The sequence below is a fragment of the Nocardia sp. NPDC004568 genome, from assembly GCF_040609955.1.
Taxonomy (GTDB): Bacteria; Actinomycetota; Actinomycetes; order Mycobacteriales; family Mycobacteriaceae; genus Nocardia.
In genome coordinates, this window is sequence record NZ_JBEXLL010000003.1 from 26,171 (window position 1) to 47,146 (window position 20,976).

The window sequence follows — 20,976 nt, forward strand, 5'->3', positions numbered from 1 at the left end:
GGCCGCGCTACCCGGCGCGCTGCGCGGTGGTGTTCGCCCCGTCCAACTGCTCGCGGATGATATCGGCGTGCCCGCTGTGGTGGGCGATCTCACGGAGGATGTGCAGGATCAGGAAGCGCGCGGACCACCACACGCGGCCCGGAACCCACGGGTTGGTGGGTGTGGGAATCGAGGCGTCCAGATCGTCCACCGAGCGCACGAGTTCGGCGGTGTTCGCGGCGACGCGCTCCCATTCGGCGAGCAGTCCGGCGACCGTCTCATCGTCTGCGATGGCGTACTCGCCCGCGTAGTCCTCGAGTTTCGTTTCGGCGTTCTCGTCCCGCTCGACCAGCACCTTCGTCCAATCTCGCTCGCAGCGGACGATGTGATGCAGCAGGCCGCCGAGAGTCAGTTCGCTGGCGGTGGTCCGCTGGCGCGCCTGCTCGTCGTCGATACCCCGCAACGTTATCCGGAACATCTCACGCTGTTCGTCGAGCAGTTGAACGAGATCCTCGCGTTCCCGGCTACCGGGCATCGGCGCTCCTTGTCATCAGGCGGTATTCGCGCGCGACGTTACTGCGACGGTCCGACAGACAGCCGACGCCTAGTCTTCGCCCTGGGAAGACGACCGGCCCGAGGACTGCTTCGCCGGCGCCTTCTTGGCGGGGGCCTTCTTGGCCACTGTCTTCTTCGCGGCCGCTTTCGCGGTGGTCGTCTTCTTCGCCGCGGTGGTGGTCTTCTTGGCGGCGGTCTTCTTGGCCGGAGCCTTCTTGGCGGTCTTCTTGGCCGCCTTCTTCACCGGACCGCGCGCCCGCCGGTCGGCCAGCAGTTCGGAGGCGCGTTCGTCGGTGATCGACTCCACTTCGTCGCCCTTGCGCAGGCTGGCATTGGTCTCACCGTCGGTCACGTAGGGCCCGAAGCGCCCGTCCTTGATGACCATCGGCTTCCCGGTGGCGGAATCGTTGCCGAGTTCCCGGAGCGGCGCGGCTGCCGCGGCCTGTCTACCTCTGCGTTTGGGTTCGGCATAGAGTTTGAGGGCCTCATCGAGGGTCACATTGAAGATCTGGTCCTCGGTGGCCAGCGAACGCGAATCGGTGCCCTTCTTCAGATACGGCCCGTACCGGCCGTTCTGCGCGGTGATCTCCTCTCCGGAGGCCGGATCCGCCCCGACCACGCGCGGCAGTGACAGCAGCTTCAACGCGTCCTCGAGGGTGACCGTGGCGGGATCCATGGATTTGAACAACGACCCGGTGCGTGGTTTCGGCGCGCTCTTCTTCGCGGTCTTCTTGGCCGCTTGGTCCTCGTCGGGCTCCGGCAGGATCTCGGTGACGTAGGGGCCGAAACGCCCTTCCTTGACGACGATTTCGTGTCCGTTGTCCGGATCGCTGCCCAGCGTCCGGCCCTCCTGCGGAGTGGAGAAGAGCTTCTCCGCCACCTCCGGGGTGAGCTCGTCGGGCGGCAGATCATCGGGGAGATTGGCGCGCTGGGAGGTCGGCTCGGCATCCGGATTATCGGGGTCGGCGACCATACGTTCCAGGTACGGCCCGTACCGGCCCACCCGGACCACCACATCGCGACCGGCCTCGTCGCTGAAGAGTTTGATGGAATTGATCACGCGGGCGTCGATATCGTCGAGCCGCTCCCCCACCATCCGCTTCAGGCCACCGGCCCGGGCGACCGAGCCCTCGGCTCCGTCGTCACCACCGAAATAGAAGCTGGACAACCAGTTTCCGCGCTGCGCCCGACCACCGGCGATGGCGTCCAGATCGTCTTCCATGGCCGCGGTGAAATCGAAATCGACCAAGCGGCCGAAGTATTGCTCCAGCAGCCCGGTCACCGAGAAGGCGACCCAGGACGGCACCAGGGCGCTACCTCGTTTGTAGATGTAGCCGCGGTCGAGGATGGTTTTGATGATGGACGAATAGGTGGAGGGCCGCCCGATGCCGAGCTCCTCCAGCGTCTTGATCAGCGACGCCTCGGTGTAGCGAGCCGGCGGGTTGGTGCTGTGCCCGTCGGGGTTCAACTCGACGGCGGTGACGCCTTCGCCCTCGGCGAGCTGCGGCAACCGGGTCTCGGCGTCGTCGGATTGACCGCCGGCCTCCTCGTCGACGCTTTCCACATAGGCCTTCAGGAAGCCCGGGAAGGTGATGGTGCGACCGGAGGCGGAGAACACGCATTCCTCACCGGTGCCGGCGGTGCCGGTGATCCGCAGGGTGAGGGTGGTGCCCCTGGCATCGGCCATCTGCGAGGCGACGGTCCGCTGCCAGATCAGCTCGTAGAGCCGGAACTCGTCGTTGTCCAGCCGCGCGTGCAACTGCCCCGGGGTGGCGAAGGTGTCGCCCGCGGGGCGGATGGCCTCGTGCGCTTCCTGCGCGTTCTTCACCTTCCGGGTGTACTGCCGGGCGGTGGGATGCACGAATTCGGCGCCGTAGAGCTGGGTGGCCTGGGTGCGCGCGGCATTGATCGCCGACTCCGACAGCGTGGTCGAGTCGGTACGCATATAGGTGATGTAGCCGTTCTCGTACAGCCGCTGCGCGGTGCGCATGGTGCGTTCCGAGGTGAACCGCAGCTTGCGGCCGGCCTCCTGCTGGAGCGTGGAAGTCATGAACGGCGCATACGGTTTGCGGGTGTAGGGCTTGGACTCGGCGGAGGTCACCACCAGATCCGCGCCGTGCAGCGCCTCGGCCAGGCGGCGGGCGCGGGCCTCGTCCAGGACCAGCGCCCGGGAATCGGCCTTGAGCCGGCCGTCGGAGCCGAAATCGCGGCCGGTGGCGACCCGCGAGCCGTCCACGTCGACGAGTCGGGCGGAGAAGACCCGCGGATTGGCCGAGTCGGCTTCGCCGCCGGCATCCAGTTTCGCGGCGATATCCCAGTACTCCGCCGACCGGAACGCCATCCGTTCCCGCTCGCGCTGCACGATCACCCGGGTCGCCACCGACTGCACCCGGCCCGCGGACAGTCGCGGCATGACCTTCTTCCACAGCACCGGACTGACTTCGTAGCCGTACAGCCGATCCAGGATGCGCCGGGTCTCCTGCGCGTCGACCAGGTCGTTGTCCAGGTCGCGGGTGTCGGCGGCGGCCGCGCGGATCGCCGGCTCGGTGATCTCGTGGAAGACCATCCGCCGGACCGGCACCTTCGGCTTCAGCGTCTCCAGCAGATGCCAGGCGATGGCCTCGCCCTCGCGGTCGGGGTCGGTGGCCAGATACAACTCGTCGGCGTCGGCCAGCAGGCCCTTGAGTTCGGTGACCTTCCCCTTCTTCTCCGGGCTGACGACATAGATGGGTTCGAAGTCGTTGTTGACGTCCACCCCGAGCCGCGCCCAGTCCTGGCCCTTGTACTTGGCCGGGACATCGGCCGCACCCCGCGGCAGATCCCGGATATGGCCGACCGATGCCTCGACCGTATAGTCCCGCCCCAGGTAGGGCGCGATTTTGCGGGCCTTCGTCGGGGATTCGACGATGACGAGACGACGCACGGGACGACCCGCCTCGGCTGCGTTTCGGTCTCGTGTTGCCACCGGCGAATCCCTTTCCTTCTCGACCCGCTGAACACTGCTCGGTACGCAGGACGCGGTTGATTGAGCAGATGGTGACGCCTTACATCACCACCAGTCACGTTTATACCTCGACGCCGCGCGTGGTCGAACGGTTGCGACCATCGGGCGATGGCGCGTCGATGCCGTTCAGTATGCAGGGCCGCGCCGACAGTCGGCACGCACGGTGCGTCACGAATCCGCGCGGTATCGACTTGACCGGTGTGCGTGGACACCGATCCGCCTCCGCCCCGCGCGTGGCGCGGAGCACGTTCGACGGGTACGACCGGCGGGCGATCGCAGCGCCGTGCCGGAGAGCGGCGTACCACCCCCTGCTTCCCGACACCGCCGCACCACCCGCCGAGCGGCCGGCGGGGGCCGGTTCCGGAAAGCGCGGGTCCGCAACAGCTGCGGAGCTCCGCCGACAGCCCGCCGCATATGAACCGCCGTGCGCGGAGAGCACGCTGTCCACCGATACTCCGGCGCGCGGAGAGCTCGCCGGGCCGGCTGCGCTGATATGCCGAACGCGCATGGCGGACGCGCCGCCGGGCGATGGACGCACCTGGGAAGCGTGCATCCGGGAGTCGCTCGAACTCACGAGCGGTGCGTCGGCCCGGGAGTCGACCGAGCGCACGAAGCGAGCAGCCGCCCCTGAACACATGGCCGGAACCGCCACTGCGGAGCACCGGGACCGCTCGCCTCGGACCATGAGCGAACGACGCCCCGCGCGCACGGCCGAGGTCGACACCCGGCCGAACTCAGCGGACGCGACCGCCGCGCACACCCGAGCCGACCGCGACGGGGCCGCTGGAGGGACCGCCCGGCCCGCCCCGGAGCGGGTGGCCGAAGCCGACACCGGCCGGATACGCCCGAAACGGTCAGCCGGAACGAACGACCGAGTACGCACGAAACGCATGGTCCGAGCGGACGCCGGAGTCTGCGCAATACGCACGCCCGAGGCGGGCACGAAACGCACGGCCGGGGCGGACGCCCGGGTACGCAGAAAGCGCGTGGCCGGAGCGGATGCGGAGGTTCGCATACTCCACATATAGTTCGTCCCTCGCTCCCGTTACGGGAGGCGAGGGACGGACTGGGAGGTGGACTCGCTCAGCTGAGCGCGCGAACTCCGGTGGCCTGCGGGCCCTTGGTGCCCTGACCAACCTCGAACTCGACCTTCTGATTTTCTTCGAGGGTACGGAAACCCGAACCCTGGATCTCGGAATAGTGGACGAAGACGTCCGCAGAGCCGTCCTCGGGCGCGATGAAGCCGAAGCCCTTCTCCGCGTTGAACCACTTCACAGTTCCCTGTGCCATTCTGTTCCTTCTCTTTTCTTACTGGGAACGGCGGACAACTGGGTTTCGTCCACCGGGCCTGTTGCGGTCGGCGCTACTCTGGACTCCCGTGGGGGCCAACGTATGCCGTTCGCAACATCGATCCTGCCAGGGTTTGGACTTTGCATCCGCCCCTCGAACACAGAAGCTTTCGACCGAGACCCAGTGAACCATGTCTTTGGGAAATTCAACAGCGGAGTTACCGACAATTTGCAAAAAAAATGATCTAGCGAATGCAGGGGTAAGGGATAGCGCGCCCGAATCTGAACTTCCGGTATGTTTGCCTTCCGATAACCAGCGTCCGGACCGCGCACCCCGTTGTGACCCAGATCGCTATTGGGTATCGAACTCGCAGGTGGAACGAGGCGGACGACGGTGTTTCACACCGATTGATGACGCGGAAGGCGCCCAGGCATGACTCGAGAGATCCAGCCCGATCAGTCCTATGGGCGATCGTTGCTGAATCGTGTCCTCGACGGCATTCCGGCCACTGATTCGCGACTGACCCATATCACCGAGGTACCCGGACGGGCCGCCGCACCGACCGATTGGCCGTCCTGGTCGGCGCCGGAGGTCGTGGACGCACTGCGTGCGGAGGGTATCGACGCACCATGGAGCCATCAGGCCGCCACCGCAGACCATGCCGCCCGCGGCCGGCATGTGGTGGTGGCGACCGGGACGGCGTCGGGAAAATCGCTCGGCTATCAACTCCCCGTGCTCACCGCCCTGCACGAGGACCAGCGGGCGACCGCGCTGTATCTCGCCCCGACCAAGGCCCTCGGCGCCGACCAACTCCGGATGGTCGGTGACCTCACCCGGCACGGGCCGCTGAGCCGGATCCCCGTCGCCGCCTACGACGGCGACACCCCGACCGAGATCCGGCAGTGGGTGCGCGCGGAGGCCCGCTGGCTGTTCACCAACCCGGACATGCTGCACCTGAGCCTGCTGCGCTCGCACCGAAGCTGGTCTCGGTTCTTTCGTCGGTTGCGCTACGTGGTGATCGACGAATGCCATGCCTACCGGGGACTGTTCGGCTCCCATGTGGCGCTGGTCCTACGCCGGTTGCGCCGGTTGGCGACCCACTACGGCGCCGAGCCGGTATTCGTCCTCTGTTCCGCGACGGCGGCCGACCCGGCCGCGGCGGCATCCAGGCTGGTCGGTGCCGACTGCGTGGCGGTGACCGAAGACGGCTCGCCGCGGGGTCCGCGTACCGTCGCGTTCTGGGAGCCCCCGCTGCTCACCGCGGTGACCGGGGAGAACGGTGCGCCCGTCCGGCTCGGTGCCACCACGGAAGCGGCCCGCATCACTGCCGACCTGGTCCTGGAGGGAGCGCGGACGCTGACCTTCGCGCGGTCGCGCCGGGCGGCCGAGCTGATCGCCGTCCACACCCGGCAGCGACTCATCGAAATCGACCCCGAACTGGCAGAACGTGTCGCCGCCTACCGCGGTGGATATCTGCCCGAGGACCGGCGAGCGCTCGAAACAGGACTCTCGAACGGATCCCTGCTGGCCGCGGCGACCACGAACGCCCTGGAACTCGGGGTGGACATCGCCGGGCTGGACGCCGTGGTGCTGGCCGGTTTTCCCGGCACCGTCGCCTCGTTCCGCCAGCAGATCGGCCGGGCCGGGCGCCGGACACAAGGAGCGCTGGCCCTGCTGGTGGCCCGTGACGACCCGCTGGACACCTATCTCGTGCACCACCCCGAGGCCCTGCTGGACCGCCCGGTGGAAGCCAGCATCATCGATCCCGCGAACCCGTACGTACTCGGGCCGCAACTGCTCTGCGCGGCCATGGAACTGCCGCTGACCGAGGCGGAGGCACAAGCCTTCCGCGCCCATCGAATACTCGTGGAACTGGCAGGTCGGGGACTCGTCCGGCGCCGGGAAGCCCGGGGGGACAGCCGCTGGTTCTATACAGGCGCCGAACCGCCCCACGACGACGTCGATGTCCGCGGCGGTATCGGCACCCAGGTCGCGATCGTGGTGGCCGAGACGGGGAGGTTGCTCGGCACCGCGGATGCCGGACGAGCCCCGGCGACCCTGCACGAAGGCGCGGTCCACCTGCATCAGGGCGAGAGTTATCTGGTCGAGGAGTTGGATCTCGAGGGCGGTGTCGCGCTGGTCCGTGCCGATACCCCGGGCTGGACCACCAGTGCCCGCCGGGTCACCTCTCTCACGCTGGACACGGTGCACGAGAGCACGACCTTCGGCGAGGTCACCGCGGCTTTCGCGGACGTGACAGTGCGCAGCCAGGTGGTGGGATACCTGCGCACCCTGGTCACCGGAGAGGTCCTCGACCTGGTCGAACTCGACCTGCCCGAGCAGACCCTGCCCACCACCGCCGTCCTCTACACCGTGACACCGGACCTCCTGGACCGAGCCGGGATCGACGCCACCGCGGTGCCCGGCGCCCTGCATGCCGCCGAACACGCGGCGATCGGTCTGTTGCCGCTGGTGGCGACCTGCGACCGATGGGATATCGGCGGGGTTTCCACAGCTCAGCACGCCGATACCGGGCTGCCCACGGTTTTCGTGTACGACGGGCAGCCCGGCGGGGCCGGTTTCGCCGAGCGCGGCTACACGATGCTGCGGCGTTGGCTCGCCGCGACCCTCGCGGCGATCGAGGCGTGTTCCTGCCGTAGTGGGTGCCCGTCCTGCGTGCAGTCGCCCAAGTGCGGAAACGGCAACAATCCCCTCGACAAGGCCGGGGCGATCCGGTTGTTGACCACGATTCTCGCCGAGGCGGCCCATCCGGAACGTCGATGCGCCACGGCGATGGGGCGACCCGGTGGTCACGGCATTGCCGGATGAGCGGGAGCGCGCACGGTACGCCTGTCGACCTACAGAATTAAGAGGATAACCATTATATTAACTGAATTGTTGCCAAAGGGCCGGTTGTAAGCTACAGAAGGTGCCTTTGTATCAATTATGGAACATATGACGAATTCGAGTAACCGGCCATTAATTGCCGTCGCTAAGCGAATACGGTATTCGTCGTTAACAAAATTCCGCATAGCACGATCACGGCGCTTCTCCGACCGGCCCGGCTCGCGCAACCGCTCGTATACTCCGCGTCCCGAACGGACCCAACGGTACTTTTTCTTCGATCGTGATCACGGCATCCCAGCCGTCTATCTCGCACCGCGCGACATGAGCCGCCATCCGCCGTGCGAGTGCCTCGGCCGCCGCACATCCGGCCTCCGCGCCGTTCCACAGTTCGGCCGCCGCCGCCAGCGCGGCGAGATCCGCCGCGGTCTGGGCCCGATGCCGCGCCACGACCACCCCGCCGAACTGGACGACGAGCACCGTCACCACGATCAGGCCCGCCACCGCCAGACATGCCGTAACCGTCGCCGAGCCCACCTCCCCGGTCGGCGACCACCTCCCGCCGGGTTCGGACATTGTGTGCCGGTGATCGCGCCGAAAGCATCGACGCCGATTTCGCCCGGCGCGCGGTCGAGACCGGGCCGAACGGGTGGGCCGGTCCGGGGGGACCGCGGGTCGGAAGCGAGTACCGAGGACCGGTGGCGGCCTGTCTCGGCGACTCATGGGGCAGCATCCGGCTCTGTTGCCGCCACCGCCTCGGCGTGCAGCCGGAGAACGGGTAACAGCGGGGAATCGGACGCTACGACAGCGATCACCCGATCACCGTCGTAGCGCACCGAGATCTCCGCCCCCTCCGGTGCCACCCGGCGCGCGGCGACCTCCGCGGTGCCGCGATCGCCGCGGGCCGCCAACCGGGCCGCCTCACGTGCCGCGTCCACACACCGCACCTGGGTCACCGCCGCCAGCACCGCCCCCACACACAGCGCGGCGGTAGCGGCGATCGCGGCGAGTGCGATCGCCGCCTCGACGGTCACCGACCCGGTCTCGTCGACGACCGGGCGCCGGAACACCCCGACGACGCCCTTGCCGTCGGAGGTTCCGCTGTCCGGCGATCCGCCCGGCCACCTCAGACGCTGGTGTTCAGCGCCTTCTCGATGATCCCGGTCAGCGCATCGGGGATGCTCTCGCCGGTTACCACCGTGTACAGCACCGCGCCGAAAGCGGCGGCGGCGATGGTCCCGATCGCGTACTCGACCGTACTCATCCCCTCTTCCTCCGACATCACCCGCAACAGCCGAGCGTTCGCCTCTTGCTGTGCTCCCCGCAGCAGCTCCCGCGCGTTCCACGTCGTCGTTCGGCTCATCGGCACCCCGACCCCCTCTCTTCTCGGCTCGTACAGCCGTTCCGTACGAGCACATCTCGGTATCCGCCGCGGGCCGCCGTGTCACAGCAGGCCTCCGCCGAGCACGCCACCGGCCAGGCCGATGATCACCGGCACGATGCCGAGGCAGATGAACGCAGGTAGGAAGCACAGGCCCAGAGGTCCGCCGATCAGGACACCGGCGCGTTCGGCTCGCGCGGTCGCCGCTTCCTCCATTTGGGTGCGACGCTCCTCGGCGAGCTCGCCGATGGCCGCGGCCAGTGACGAGCCCGAGCGTGCCGAGCGCCGCGCCAGCCGGGCCAGCGCGTCGAACTCCGGTGCCGTGGCGGCACCGGATTCGGTGGGAGCCCAGGCCACGGCCGGATCGGCGCCGAGGGCAAGGAGATCGGCCACCCGCCGCAGCCGATCCGACAGTGGATCGGCCGCGGCCGGCGCGACGGCGCGCAGTGCGGCGGCGGTCGGTAAACCGGCCCGCAGACAGGCGGCCAGCAGATCGAACAGCGTCGCGATCGCGACCGGGTCGGCGGCCGCGACGGGTTTCCGGGCCCCTACCCTCCGGCGCGCCGGGCCGGGTCCCAGCCGTGCCACTGCCGGTACCGGGGCCGGTATCAGCAGGATCGCAGCCGACAGGAGAACGAACGACGAGGCGTAAACCGCCATCGATTTTCCTCTCGGCCTTTGTCGAGGGTGCCGGGTGCGTCGACACCGATCCGGCGCAGAGCGTGGCCGCCGTACCGGTATCAGCGGGCGTGTTCGAGGTGCCGCTACGCATACCGCGTTCGCCGGAACAGGGTCGACGGCATAGGGGACGGAGGCGTGGAGCGTGTGCGGGCTCACCGCGGGGCCACCCGGCGGGTGATCTCGTCGGCCCAGAGCAACCCGGCACAGGCCAGGCCGGCGCCGAGCGGCAGGAGGAAACGGCCCGCCGAGGAGACGAACAGCACGTGGAGCGGCCGGGCACCCATCAGCTGCCCCAACCCGACACCCAGCACCGGCAGTACCGCCAGAATCGCCGCGGTGGCGCGAGCACCGGCCAGCGCAGCTTCGGTCCGGGCCCGGAATCTGATCCGGGCGACCAGGTCGGCACGGGCCGCGGCCAGGAGTTCGGCCAGAGCCAGACCGTGGCGCTCGGCGACCCGCCAGGCATCGGCCACGCGGCCCAGCTCGGCGGCGATCACCGAATCGGGGCGGTGCAACCCTTCCGCACCGGACCCGCCCAGCCTGCTGCGCGCCGAACCGACCGCGAAGGCCGCGGCCGCGATACCGCCACTCTCCCGAGCAGCGATCGCGGCCGCGGCGCTCGGGTGCGCGCCCACCCGGAGTTCGGAGATGACGGCTTCGAGCCCGTCGAGGAGGTGCCCGCATTCGGTGCGGTGCAGACGGGCCCGGCGGGCGCGGCGCAGCCGGACCGCCATGGTGCCCGCGACGAGCAGCGCGGCCATCAAGCTGCCACTGCCCAGCATGAATGCCAGCGCACATGCGACACCGGCTGCCCCGCGTATCGCCCACCGCGTCGGAAAGACGCGTGCAGTCCGGACTTCGAAAACCCTGCCGAATCGCCGCCGGCCCGCCGGACCCGGCGTGAGCAACAGCGCCGCCGTGGTACATCCCAGTGCCGCCGCGACCGGGCCGACCGCCACCGGGGACATCATCCGGCCCTTTCCGCGAGCACCGCCTGCAGAATCCCGGCGGCGGGCGCCGGGCCGGCCGCCCGCCATGCCGCCAGGGTCTCTACCCGGCCGGCGCTGTCCCGCTGCACCACGCCGATTTCCGCGAGGTACCGGAAGCCGTCGGCGCGCCGGCGGACGTGCAGCACCACCTGAACGGCAGCGGCCAGTTGACTGTGTAGCGTCGGCCGGTCCATTCCGCCCAGCCCCGCCAGCGCCTCGAGCCGCGCGGTCACCTCCCGGATCGAGTTCGCGTGAATCGTTCCGGCCCCACCGTCGTGCCCGGTGTTCAACGCGGTGAGCAGATCGACGACCTCCGCACCGCGCACTTCGCCCACCACTATGCGATCGGGACGCATACGCAACGCCTGCCGGACCAGGTCACGCAAGGTGATCTCCCCTGCCCCTTCGATATTGGGCGGCCGGGCCACCAATCGGACCACATGCGGATGCGGGGGCGCGAGTTCGGCCGCGTCCTCGACACAGACGATGCGCTCCCCTTTGTCCACCTCGGCGAGCAGCGCGGAGAGCAAGGTGGTCTTCCCCGCGCCGGTGCCGCCGACCACGAGGAAGGCCAGGCGCGCACGCACGATCTGTTGCAGCAGGATTTTCGCGCCGGAGGGCACCGCGCCGGACCGGGCGAGCGCGTCCAGGCCCTGGGTGGCCGGGCGCAGGATCCGGAGCGACAGGCAGGTGCCACCGCGAGCGATCGGGGCGAGCACGGCGTGCAGCCGGACGCCGAAGCTCTGTCCCAGCACCAGTTCCCGGCCGGACAATTGCCCGTCGACCCAGGGCTGGGCATCGTCGAGGCGACGGCCCGCCGAGAGCGCCAGGCGCTGTGCGAGCCGCCGCACGGCGGCTTCGTCGGGAAAGGTCGTCGCGGTCCGCTCGACCCCCCGGCCCCGATCGATCCATACCGCGTCCGGAGCTGTGACCAGCACATCGGCTACCGTGGGGTCGTGCAGCAGCGGTTCGAGCACACCCGCTCCGGTGAGTTCGGTCTGCAGCAACCGCAAGGCGCGCAGCAGATCGGTATCGCCCAGCATTCCGCCCGCTTCGGCACGGATGGCCGCCGCGACCCGTGCGGGCTCGGGCTCCGCGCGGTCTCCGGCCAGCCGTTCGCGCACCCGTTCCAGCAGTTCGGTCGTCACCACCCCCGGATGTTCGGCGCTCATCCTGCCCGCCGCGGGTCGGGTGGGCTCAGCACCGCAAGTACCGCATCGCAGGCGTCCCGCAGGGGGCCGCGCCGTAGCCGCAGACCGCGACGTTCGAGCCGCGCGGCCAGCCCTGGTTGCGCCCGGACCGCCGCCAGCAGCGGCAGTTCCAGTACGGCGGCGATATCGTGGCCGCGCAGGTTGCCGGGCGCCGGACCGCGCACCACCAGACCGCGGTTCGGGTTGCGCTGCGCGATCCATTCCGCCGCGGCACCGGCTGCCGCCACCGCGCGCAACTGCGCGGGCACGACGAGCACCACGAGGTCGGCGGCATCGAGGATCCGGTCGGTCTGTGGCCCGCGCTCGCTGGAGATATCGCAGACCACGAGATCACCCGCACCCCGTGCGGCTTCGACGACCGCGTGCATCGCGGCCGCTCCGATGGGGCCGGTCCGTCCCCGGCCGCGGCCACCGGACAGCACGGAGAGCCCGCCGCCCGCGGCGGGGAGCGCATTGTGCAGTTCGGCGGCGGCGACGCGGCCATCGTCCACGACCAGATCCGGCCAGCGCAGGCCCGGCGCGCCCTCGATACCGAGCAGCAGATCGAGGCCGCCGCCGCGGGGCGCGCCGTCGACCAGGACCGTATGCGGCCGGAACCCGGCGCTGGCCGAGCGCAGCGCGGTCGCGGCGGCGAGAACCGATGCCCCGGCGCCACCGCCCGCGCCGGCCAGAGCGATCACCACTCCGCCATCGGTGCGCTGTTCCCCGTATTCGGCGAATTTCTCGATGAGCGTGACCGCGGCGGCCGGGAGGGCGATCACCCGTTCGGCCCCGATCACCGCGGCCGCCTGCCAATCGGCCAATCCGGGTTCACCGTCGGTGACGGTCACCACTCCGCTGCGCCGCGGGGGCGCCGTGCCCGCGGACACCACGGCGGCCTCGGTGTCGAGCACCACGAGCGGTGCCGCCGACCACGGGTGCCGGCCGACGGGCGGTTCGGATTCATCGATTCGCCGGCCCGCCGCGGCGGCGACCCGGCGAACTTCCTCGCGTAACCGTTCGTCCCGGATGAGCACCAGTACCGCGGGTGGCTCTCCGGCGGTGGGTGTCGCGTCGTGATCCATGGACCCAGCGTCGCCCGATCGGACCTGCTGGGACCGGTGGCCGCGGCGATTGTGGACAACTCGCGGGCTGTGGAGAACTTTTTCGCTCCGGCGACCGCCCTGTGAATAGAGGACGGCCCCAGCCGGGGGGGGAGGAGGCTGGGGCCGTCGGGGTTCAGCCCCGGGGGGTCGGGCTGAACACGCCTGGAACATGTCCAGGTGCCAGCAATACTACACCCAAGAACGGGCCGGAACGCAAGCCCGACGCCAAAGAAGTTCCACAGGTCACCCTCACCTCCCACCGGGCGGTAAAACCACTGGTCAGCGCGCAGATGTGCGCAAAGTGGGCACGACACGCAACGCGCTGTTGCCTATCCTGGAGCGGTGACGGGCTCCGGTAAAACGACACCATCTCCCGGCGATCGGCACCGCGAGAACGGCCGCATCGCCGCCTTCTTCGATCTGGACAAGACGGTGATAGCCAGATCGAGCACCTACGTGTTCAGCAAACCGTTCTTCGACCAGGGGCTGATCAATCGGCGGGCCGTACTGGAGAGCAGTTACGCCCACTTCATGTTCCTGCTCTCCGGCGCCGATCATGATCAGATGGAGCGGATGCGGGCTCACATCACCGATATGGTCGCCGGGTGGGATGTCGCCCAGATCCGCTCGATCGTGGCGGATACCCTGCACGAGCTGGTGGACCCGCTGATCTACGCGGAGGCCGTGGATCTCATCGCGGACCACCGCATTCGCGGACACGATGTAGTGATCGTCTCCGCCTCGGGCGAGGAAGTGGTGGCACCGATCGCCGAAGCGCTGGGCGCCACCCATACCGCCGCGACCAGGATGGAGGTCGTGGACGGCAAGTACACCGGGGCGGTCGACTTCTACTGCTACGGCGACGGAAAGGTCACCGCGATCGAGAAGCTCGCCGCGGCCGAGGGTTACGACCTCTCACGCTGCTACGCGTATTCCGATTCGATCACCGATCTGCCGATGCTCACCGCCGTCGGCCACCCCACCGCGGTAAATCCCGACCGCGGTCTGCGCCGCGAGGCGACGAGCCGGGGCTGGCCGATACTCGGCTTCTCCAACCCGGTCTCGCTGTGGTCACGCTTCCATGCGCCGTCGAAACCCGTGGCCACCGGACTCGCCGTCGCGGCCAGCGCCCTTGTCGCGGGGGCGGTGACCTACCGAATACTGCGACGGCGATGATCACCCGCACGACCAGGGCTTATAGCATAAGACTCCGACCGTTGTGCCCGATCTCCATTTGTTCTACGAAGTTGCCTCAACCCTTGATGTGAGTGCAGTCACAGTGTAAAAATGGAGGCACGGAAGGAAGGAAGGCCAAGGCGGAGCCGGAAGAGAAGGCTCAGTCTCCCGTCCCACCCTTCCCAGCACGGACTCCAGGCACCCACGCGGAGCTCGCCGCGACAAGGGCAGAAGCGTTGTGGGCCTGCGAAATCCGGTCCGTTGCCGGCGATGGCCTCGCATAGCTGCGGGGATGAGCTGCTGCGGAGCCCGGAGGAACGCCGAGGCCGGAGAACACAACCCAAACCAGCACGCATGGTAACCGGGTAGTCCGTGCTCGCGGGCGGTGAGGTCTTACGACCACGCCGCCCGCTTTGACGTTCCGGGAAGGTCCACGCCCGGGCGCAGAGGCCCGGTCAACCGGTGGCGGCGTCCGCTATGGAAGTCGCTTCCCGCGCGCCGTCCTCGAGCGCAGCGCAGCAGAACAGCACCCAGCCGCCGACACCGTCGGCGGTCCCGAACCCGAACCCGGCCGCCGCGTCGAGGTAGGCCTGGCGACGGCGTAGCCAGAAGACCTCGGGCACGCCGAGCGAACGGGGATCGAGCCCACTCGCCACCGTCACCAGCCGGGAGGCGGCCCGCGCGACCACTCCGTCGGCCGAACCGAACGGTTTCAGGGTCAGCAGCTCACCGTGCACCACGGCCGCGATGACCGGCGCGGGGGCGGAGGTGCTCAGCAGCGTCTGTGCCAGCATGTCCAGGCGTTCGGCGACGCCTCCGTCGGCGCGGGGGCGGCCCAATTCGCTCTCGTCGGCCACCAGGTCGGCGGCCGCCAGCAGATGTAACCGGGCCAGTGCCTGCAGCGGCGCGCGTTCCCAGATGCCGACCAGGTTGCGCAGTGCGTCGCCGTCGAGTGCCTGTCCCACCCGCAACGCGCCGGTCAGGATCGGGTCGGTGATCGTGCCGTCGGCCGGCAGTTCCGTACTGCCGCCTTCCAGTGCCGCCGACGAGCGTGCGGCGCGTACCGATGCCTCGGCGGCGGTGGTCGCCCAGCCGCGGCGGTTGGCCCGGTGCCGATGGACCTCGGCCAGCGCGTCGCGGGCCTTGTCGGCGGCGGCCCGGACACCGGGCAGTTCGATGAGCGGCGCGAGCGGATCGGTCACGGATCAGCACGCTACCGCGCCGGGTTCCGGCTCGGGCGCCGGCCCGCGGCGAGAACCACCGCCACGGGCGGCAGGATCAGCCGGTGAGCAGTTCGCGACCGGGGATGGCCTCGAGCAGGCGGCGGGTGTACTCGGCATTCGGAGAATCGAAGATCTGCGCTGTCGGTGCCGCTTCGACGACCCGCCCCCGGTGCATCACCAGGACTTCGTCGGCGAGCTGACGCACCACCGCCAGGTCGTGGGTGATGAACAGATAGGTCAGGCCGAGTTGGTCCTGCAGGCGGGTGAGCAGGTCGAGGATGTTCTGCTGGACCAGTACGTCGAGCGCGGACACCGCCTCATCGCAGACCAGCAGTTCCGGTTCCAGGGCCAGGGCGCGCGCGATGGCCACCCGCTGCCGCTGACCGCCGGACAGCTCGTTGGGGTAGCGGGCCAGCACACTGCTCGGCAGTGCGACGTGCTCCAGCAGTTCACGGACCCGGCTCTGCCGTTCGGTGCGGGTGCCGAGCCCGTGGGTTCGTAGCGGTTCGTCGATACACCGATGAATCGAGTACATGGGGTCCAGCGAGGCGTACGGGTTCTGGAAGATCGGTTGTACCCGGCGGCGGAACCGGATCTGCTCACGGCCTCTCAGACGACCGATATCCGCGCCGTCGAAGACGACCGACCCGGAGCTGGGTTCCAGCAGGCCGAGCACCAGCTGCGCGACCGTGGACTTGCCGGACCCGGACTCACCGACCAGGGCGGTGGTGCGTCCGCGGTGCAGTGTGAACGAAACGTTCTCGACCGCAACGGCTTCCCCCGACCGCCACGGCACCGAACCGCGGGTCCGAAACCTCTTGGTGAGCCGGTCCGCCACCAGGACGGCGTCCCGGGCGGCGGGCTCGCGCACTCGTTCCGGCCGCCGGGCGGCCGCCAGGGAGGGCGCCGAGTCGACCAGTTTGCGGGTGTACTCGTGCCGCGGGTCGCGCAGCAGTTCCAGCGCGGGTCCCGATTCCACCACCCGGCCGCGGTACATCACCACCAGATGTTCGGCCCGTTCGGCGGCCAGCCCGAGATCATGGGTGATGAGCAGCATCGCGGTGCCGAATTCACCGGTGAGGCTGTCGATATGGTCGAGAATCCGGCGCTGCACGGTGACATCGAGGGCCGAGGTGGGTTCGTCGGCGATCAGCAGCGCGGGCCGCCCCGACAGGGCCATCGCGATCAACGCGCGCTGCCGCAGGCCGCCGGAAAGTTCGTGCGGATACTGGTCGATCCGTTGCTCGGGGTCCGGTATTCCCGCGGAACGCAGCAGTTCCACCGCCTGGTCCCGGGCGGCCCGGCCACGCGCGATACCGTTGGCCGCGAGAGTCTCCCGGATCTGGAAGCCGATCTTGTGCACCGGATCGAGGTTCGACATCGGATCCTGCGGTACGAAACCGATTCTCGTGCCGCGCAGTTCCACCAAGCGTGATTCGGCCGCACCGGTGAGTTCGGCTCCGTCGAATTCGATACCGCCGCCGACGATCCGGCCGGCGCGCGGAAGCAGGCCGATGATCGCGTGCGCGGTGGTCGATTTCCCCGAACCGCTCTCGCCGACGATCGCCACCGTCTCCCCCGGATACACCGTGAGGTCGATACCGCGGACCGCGTCCACCCGGTGGTCCCCGTCCCCGAACGCGATCCGCAGATCCCGGATCCGCAACAGCGGACGCTCCGCATGGGCGTCGTCACTCATATCCGCTCCCCGCCTCGAATTCGCTCGTGCACAGTGAGGATCACTTCGACGCCCGGCCCTTCGGATCCAGGGCGTCGCCCAGCGCGTCACCGAGCATGATGAAACCGAGCACTGTCAGTGCCAGCGCGGTGGCCGGATAGAACAGGATCAGCGAGCCGCCGCGCAACTGCTGCTGGCCGGTGGCGATATCGGCGCCCCAGGAGACCTCGGTGGGCGGCAGGCCGACACCGAGGAACGATAGGGTTGCCTCGGTGACGATGAAGACCCCGAGCCAGATCGCGGTCACCACGATCACCGGGCCCAGCGAGTTCGGCAGCACATGCCGGACCAGGATGCCGAGGCGGGAGACGCCGAGGGCCCGGGCCGCCAGCACGTATTCGCTGTTCTTCGCGGCGATGACCGCGCCACGGGCGATCCGGGCCGCCTGCGGCCAGGTGAAACCGGCGAGGGTGACGATCACCAGCCCGACCGTGCGCGTGGTCGACAGTTGCATGAGCACGATGGCGGCGAGCATCAACGGGATGGCATAGACGATTTCGGAAATCCGCGATATCACCGAATCGAGCAGCCCACCGTAGTAACCGGCCAGCGCGCCGAGTGTCGCGCCGATCAGCACGAACAGCAGGGCTGTCCCGACGCCGACGAGGACCGAGGCCCGAGCCCCGTAGACGGTGCGGGCATAGATATCGCACCCTTGCAGGTCGAATCCGAACCAGTGCGCCGAACTCGGCGGAAGCAGACTGTTGTCGACCACGCAGTAGCGCGGGTCCTGATCGGTGAACAGCCCCGGGAAGGCCGCGACCACCAGAACCAGCGCGATGATCGTCATCGAGATCAGGAACAGTGGGTTGCGGCGCAGACCGTGCCAGGCCTGCCCCCAGAACCCCCGCGGTGTGCCCGCCACGCGCAAGCGATCGGTGGTTTCGACGGTCACCGCGTCCGCCGCGGCGACCCAGCGTTGCCGGTCGGGCCTGATCGGGCCGGCCGGCTTCTCATCGGACATGACCGCACTCCTGTTCAGGCATAGCGAATCCGCGGATCGAGCACGGCGTACAGCAGGTCCACCAGCAGGTTGGCGAGCAGGAACACCACGATGAGGACTGTGACGAAGGAGACCACGGTCGGAGCCTCACCGCGGACGACCGCCTGATACAGGGTGCCGCCGACACCCGGGATGTTGAAGATCCCCTCGGTGACGATCGCACCGCCCATCAGCGCGCCCAGATCGGCGCCGAGAAAGGTGACCACCGGAATGAGCGAATTGCGCAGGATGTGCACCCGGACCACCCGGCGCCTCGGTAGGCCCTTGGCAGTGGCGGTACGCACATAATCGGCGTCCCGGTTCTCCGCCACGGCGTTGCGGGTCAGCCGCAGGACATAGGCGAAGGACAGCGAGCCGAGCACCAGCGCCGGCACGATCAAGCGACCCCAGCTCGCATCGGCGCCGACGGTGACCGGCGCGATCCCCCATTCGACGCCCAGCAGGTACTGCGCGAGGAAACCGAGTACGAACACCGGCACCGCGATCACCACCAGGCTCAGTACCAGCATGGTGGAGTCGAACAGCTTGCCCTTCCGCAGTCCGGCCAGCGTGCCGAACAGGATCCCGAACACCGCCTCGAATACCAGTGCCAGTACCGCGAGCCGGAGAGTGATCGGAAACGCGCGGGCCAGTTCGTCTTTCACCGAACGACCGGAGAATGTGGTGCCGAGATCGAATGTGAAGATGCCCTTCAGATAGTAGAGGTACTGCACCAGGAAAGAGCGGTCGAGGTGGTAGCGCGCCTTCAGCTGCGCCTCCAGCGCGGGCGTGAGGGTTCGGTCACCGGCCAGCGCGGCGACCGAGCCGCCGGAGATCTTGTAGATCAAGAAGTAGATGAGCAGGGTCGCGCCGAAGAACACCGGGATCATCTGCAGCAGCCGCCGCACTACATACCACGCCATGGGCACTCCTGCGGTCGGGACGAGGGTTCGCGGGCGGCAGTCATATCAGCTCGATGTTCTCGAAATCGGCCAGGCCGTTCCAGGCGAAGGCGACACCGCGGACCCGCTCGGAGTACCCCGCCGAATTGACGTAGTCGAAGATCGGGATGGTCGGCATATCCCGCAGGAGCAGCGTCTGCGCGCGAGCCACCAGCGCCCACGACTCGGCCTCCGTCGGCGCCGCCTCCGCGGCCGCGATGAGCGCGTCGAATTCGGGGCTGTGATAGTCGAAGTCGTTGGTCTCGGAGTTGCTGAGGAAACCCGGCTCCAGGAACTGGAGCATGGTCGGATAGTCGCCCTGCCAGCCCGACCGGAACGCTTTTCCGACGGTCCGGCCCGTGATCTGATCGCGCAATTGTTTGAATGTCGGCAGGGCCGCGCCCACGGCCTCGATACCCAGGGTGTTCTTGATGCTGTTGGCGACCGCGTCCACCCATGCCTGATGGTCGCCGTCGGCGTTGTAGGCGATCTCGAAACGTCCGGACCACGGCGAGATCTCGTCGGCCTTTGCCCACAGCCGCCGCGCTTCGTCGGGGTTGTAGTCCAGCACCCGCGCGCCCGGCAGATCACCGTCGTAGCCCGGGAGCACCCGCGAGGTGTAGTCGCGGGCGGGAGCGCGGGTGCCCCGGAAGATCTTGTCGCCGATGGCCTGCCGCTGGATGGCCATCGAGATCGCGTGCCGGCGCAACCGGCCTTCCTCGCCGCCGAAATGCGGCAGGCCCGGCTGGGTGCCGATCCACTGGTTCTGCGCGGTCGGCGCCGAGACCGCCCGCTCTCCCAGATCGTCGTCCACCACGGTCAGCGCGCTGGCGGGCACCGTATCCAGTACATCGAGGTTGCCGGCCAGCAGATCGGCGTAAGCGGCGTCGAAGTCCGAATAGAACACGAAGGTCAGGCCCTTGTTGCGAGCCGGACGCCCGCCCCGGTAGCTCTCGTTGGACACCAGATCCAGTTTCACATCGTGCTGCCAGGCGTCGGCGGCCGCGAAGCGGTACGGGCCGTTACCGATCGGCCGCTGCCCGAACGCCTCCATATCCGCGTACGCCGCCGCGGGCAACGGATAGAACGGGGCGTAGGCCAGCCGGGTCCGGAAGTCGATCGTGGGCTCTTTCAAGGCGACGGTGAAGGTGAGATCGTCGAGCACCCGCAGGCCGGACATGGTCTGTGCCCGCGGCGGGTCGGCCTGCACGTCCTCGAATCCGGCGATCGGCGCATAGGTGTAGCTCTGCAGCTGCGCGTTGGTGACCAGGGCGCCGTAATTCCAGGCGTCGACGAACGAATGTGCGGTCACCGGGGAACCGTCGGAGAACGTCCAGCCGGGTTTCAACCTGATGCGGTAGAACTGCTGATCTGTGGTTTCGATGGATTCGGCGACCTCGTCGTGCAGACCGCCGTCCGCCGCGATGCGACGTAATCCGGCGAACAACCGGTCCACGATGCGCCCGCCGCCGTTCTCGTTGGTGTTCGACGGCACCAGCGGGTTCTGCGGTTCGGACCCGTTGACCGCGATCGATGCGCCGAGGGCCGGTGTCACCGCGCAGGCCGGCAGTACCGTCGCGCCGACCAGAACCACTACCAGGGCGGCCGCCCGCAGCACCCACGACGATCCCCTCACACACCCTCCCGGCTCGTCACGACCACGGCCTCGGCACCCCGCAGAGTTGTCAGCAGACTATAGGGCCGGGTGCGCGATCCTGCCGGGTTCGTGAACTCCGGCACCGACGACCGCGCCGCCGGACGGCCGTTCGTCGGCCGCCGCCTGCCGCTCACCGGGCACCGGCGACCATTCGTCCCGGGATCACCTCGGCGGCCCGGAGCGAGAGTCTAGGGTCACAGTTGGCCCCTTATGGTGCAGGTAATGCGAAGGAAGTGACTC

The 20,976-nt window shown here is 68.8% G+C and carries 17 protein-coding genes; 2 read left to right on the top strand and 15 right to left on the bottom strand.

Annotation, left to right across the window (positions count from 1 at the left end):
* Positions 1–7: 7 nt before the first annotated feature.
* The 3 genes from ABZV91_RS02080 to ABZV91_RS02090 form a co-directional block, all read right to left on the bottom strand.
* Positions 8–514, bottom strand: coding sequence for a DinB family protein (locus ABZV91_RS02080; protein WP_355234023.1), 507 nt, complete (start codon positions 512–514; stop codon positions 8–10).
* A gap of 69 nt (positions 515–583) precedes the next feature.
* Positions 584–3,499 carry a type I DNA topoisomerase gene (topA, locus tag ABZV91_RS02085; protein ID WP_355234025.1) on the bottom strand — a complete coding sequence of 972 codons (2,916 nt, stop codon included), beginning with the start codon at positions 3,497–3,499 and terminating at the stop codon, positions 584–586.
* A gap of 1,122 nt (positions 3,500–4,621) precedes the next feature.
* Positions 4,622–4,828: a cold-shock protein gene (locus ABZV91_RS02090; RefSeq protein WP_011206895.1), complete on the bottom strand. Its 207-nt coding sequence runs from the start codon at positions 4,826–4,828 to the stop codon at positions 4,622–4,624.
* 432 nt (positions 4,829–5,260) lie between these two features.
* Here ABZV91_RS02090 and ABZV91_RS02095 point away from each other — a divergent pair, with 432 nt between their 5' ends.
* The gene (locus tag ABZV91_RS02095; protein ID WP_355234027.1) at positions 5,261–7,657 is read left to right on the top strand and encodes a DEAD/DEAH box helicase; all 2,397 of its coding nucleotides are present in this window, start codon (positions 5,261–5,263) and stop codon (positions 7,655–7,657) included.
* A 210-nt stretch (positions 7,658–7,867) separates the two neighbouring features.
* On the opposite strand, the gene ABZV91_RS02100 is transcribed toward ABZV91_RS02095, so the two are convergent.
* From ABZV91_RS02100 to ssd, 7 genes are all read right to left on the bottom strand, one after another.
* On the bottom strand, positions 7,868–8,248 hold the full coding sequence (locus ABZV91_RS02100; RefSeq protein WP_355234029.1) for an Rv3654c family TadE-like protein: 381 nt from the start codon (positions 8,246–8,248) through the stop codon (positions 7,868–7,870).
* 143 nt (positions 8,249–8,391) lie between these two features.
* Positions 8,392–8,742, bottom strand: a complete 351-nt coding sequence (locus ABZV91_RS02105) for a TadE family type IV pilus minor pilin (RefSeq protein ID WP_355234031.1) — start codon at positions 8,740–8,742, stop codon at positions 8,392–8,394.
* Between the two features lie 56 nt (positions 8,743–8,798).
* A complete protein-coding gene (locus tag ABZV91_RS02110) occupies positions 8,799–9,035 on the bottom strand; it encodes a DUF4244 domain-containing protein (RefSeq protein WP_355234033.1) in 237 nt (78 codons plus the stop codon).
* Between the two features lie 81 nt (positions 9,036–9,116).
* Positions 9,117–9,713, bottom strand: coding sequence for a type II secretion system F family protein (locus ABZV91_RS02115; RefSeq protein WP_355234035.1), 597 nt, complete (start codon positions 9,711–9,713; stop codon positions 9,117–9,119).
* A 173-nt stretch (positions 9,714–9,886) separates the two neighbouring features.
* Positions 9,887–10,516, bottom strand: a complete 630-nt coding sequence (locus tag ABZV91_RS02120) for a hypothetical protein (protein ID WP_355234037.1) — start codon at positions 10,514–10,516, stop codon at positions 9,887–9,889.
* Between the two features lie 185 nt (positions 10,517–10,701).
* Positions 10,702–11,895, bottom strand: a complete 1,194-nt coding sequence (locus ABZV91_RS02125) for a TadA family conjugal transfer-associated ATPase (RefSeq protein WP_355234039.1) — start codon at positions 11,893–11,895, stop codon at positions 10,702–10,704.
* On the bottom strand, positions 11,892–12,998 hold the full coding sequence (gene ssd, locus ABZV91_RS02130) for a septum site-determining protein Ssd (protein ID WP_355234041.1): 1,107 nt from the start codon (positions 12,996–12,998) through the stop codon (positions 11,892–11,894). The genes ABZV91_RS02125 and ssd overlap by 4 nt, the downstream gene beginning before the upstream one ends.
* 423 nt (positions 12,999–13,421) lie before the next feature.
* Here ssd and ABZV91_RS02135 point away from each other — a divergent pair, with 423 nt between their 5' ends.
* Positions 13,422–14,195, top strand: a complete 774-nt coding sequence (locus tag ABZV91_RS02135; RefSeq protein ID WP_355234413.1) for an HAD-IB family hydrolase — start codon at positions 13,422–13,424, stop codon at positions 14,193–14,195.
* 455 nt (positions 14,196–14,650) lie between these two features.
* Here the strand turns inward: ABZV91_RS02135 and ABZV91_RS02140 are convergent, their stop codons facing one another.
* From ABZV91_RS02140 to ABZV91_RS02160, 5 genes are all read right to left on the bottom strand, one after another.
* The gene (locus tag ABZV91_RS02140; RefSeq protein WP_355234043.1) at positions 14,651–15,397 is read right to left on the bottom strand and encodes an oxidoreductase; all 747 of its coding nucleotides are present in this window, start codon (positions 15,395–15,397) and stop codon (positions 14,651–14,653) included.
* A 76-nt stretch (positions 15,398–15,473) separates the two neighbouring features.
* Entirely contained in the window at positions 15,474–17,117 is a 1,644-nt protein-coding gene (locus ABZV91_RS02145) for an ABC transporter ATP-binding protein (RefSeq protein ID WP_355234045.1), read from the bottom strand.
* A 40-nt stretch (positions 17,118–17,157) separates the two neighbouring features.
* A complete protein-coding gene (locus tag ABZV91_RS02150; RefSeq protein ID WP_355234047.1) occupies positions 17,158–18,120 on the bottom strand; it encodes an ABC transporter permease in 963 nt (320 codons plus the stop codon).
* A 14-nt stretch (positions 18,121–18,134) separates the two neighbouring features.
* Positions 18,135–19,061, bottom strand: a complete 927-nt coding sequence (locus tag ABZV91_RS02155) for an ABC transporter permease (protein WP_355234049.1) — start codon at positions 19,059–19,061, stop codon at positions 18,135–18,137.
* A gap of 40 nt (positions 19,062–19,101) precedes the next feature.
* Positions 19,102–20,694, bottom strand: a complete 1,593-nt coding sequence (locus ABZV91_RS02160; protein WP_355234416.1) for an ABC transporter substrate-binding protein — start codon at positions 20,692–20,694, stop codon at positions 19,102–19,104.
* Positions 20,695–20,976 lie beyond the last annotated feature (282 nt).

What these genes read in the sequence shown, in the direction of transcription:
- ABZV91_RS02080 (WP_355234023.1), bottom strand. Translation starts at nt 514, where the DNA reads ATGCCCGGTAGCCGGGAACGCGAGGATCTCGTTCAACTGCTCGACGAA.
- ABZV91_RS02090 (WP_011206895.1), bottom strand. Translation starts at nt 4,828, where the DNA reads ATGGCACAGGGAACTGTGAAGTGGTTCAACGCGGAGAAGGGCTTCGGC.
- ABZV91_RS02095 (WP_355234027.1), top strand. Translation starts at nt 5,261, where the DNA reads ATGACTCGAGAGATCCAGCCCGATCAGTCCTATGGGCGATCGTTGCTG.
- ABZV91_RS02100 (WP_355234029.1), bottom strand. Translation starts at nt 8,248, where the DNA reads ATGTCCGAACCCGGCGGGAGGTGGTCGCCGACCGGGGAGGTGGGCTCG.
- ABZV91_RS02110 (WP_355234033.1), bottom strand. Translation starts at nt 9,035, where the DNA reads ATGAGCCGAACGACGACGTGGAACGCGCGGGAGCTGCTGCGGGGAGCA.
- ABZV91_RS02115 (WP_355234035.1), bottom strand. Translation starts at nt 9,713, where the DNA reads ATGGCGGTTTACGCCTCGTCGTTCGTTCTCCTGTCGGCTGCGATCCTG.
- ABZV91_RS02120 (WP_355234037.1), bottom strand. Translation starts at nt 10,516, where the DNA reads ATGCTGGGCAGTGGCAGCTTGATGGCCGCGCTGCTCGTCGCGGGCACC.
- ABZV91_RS02125 (WP_355234039.1), bottom strand. Translation starts at nt 11,895, where the DNA reads ATGAGCGCCGAACATCCGGGGGTGGTGACGACCGAACTGCTGGAACGG.
- ssd (WP_355234041.1), bottom strand. Translation starts at nt 12,998, where the DNA reads ATGGATCACGACGCGACACCCACCGCCGGAGAGCCACCCGCGGTACTG.
- ABZV91_RS02145 (WP_355234045.1), bottom strand. Translation starts at nt 17,117, where the DNA reads ATGAGTGACGACGCCCATGCGGAGCGTCCGCTGTTGCGGATCCGGGAT.
- ABZV91_RS02150 (WP_355234047.1), bottom strand. Translation starts at nt 18,120, where the DNA reads ATGTCCGATGAGAAGCCGGCCGGCCCGATCAGGCCCGACCGGCAACGC.
- ABZV91_RS02155 (WP_355234049.1), bottom strand. Translation starts at nt 19,061, where the DNA reads ATGGCGTGGTATGTAGTGCGGCGGCTGCTGCAGATGATCCCGGTGTTC.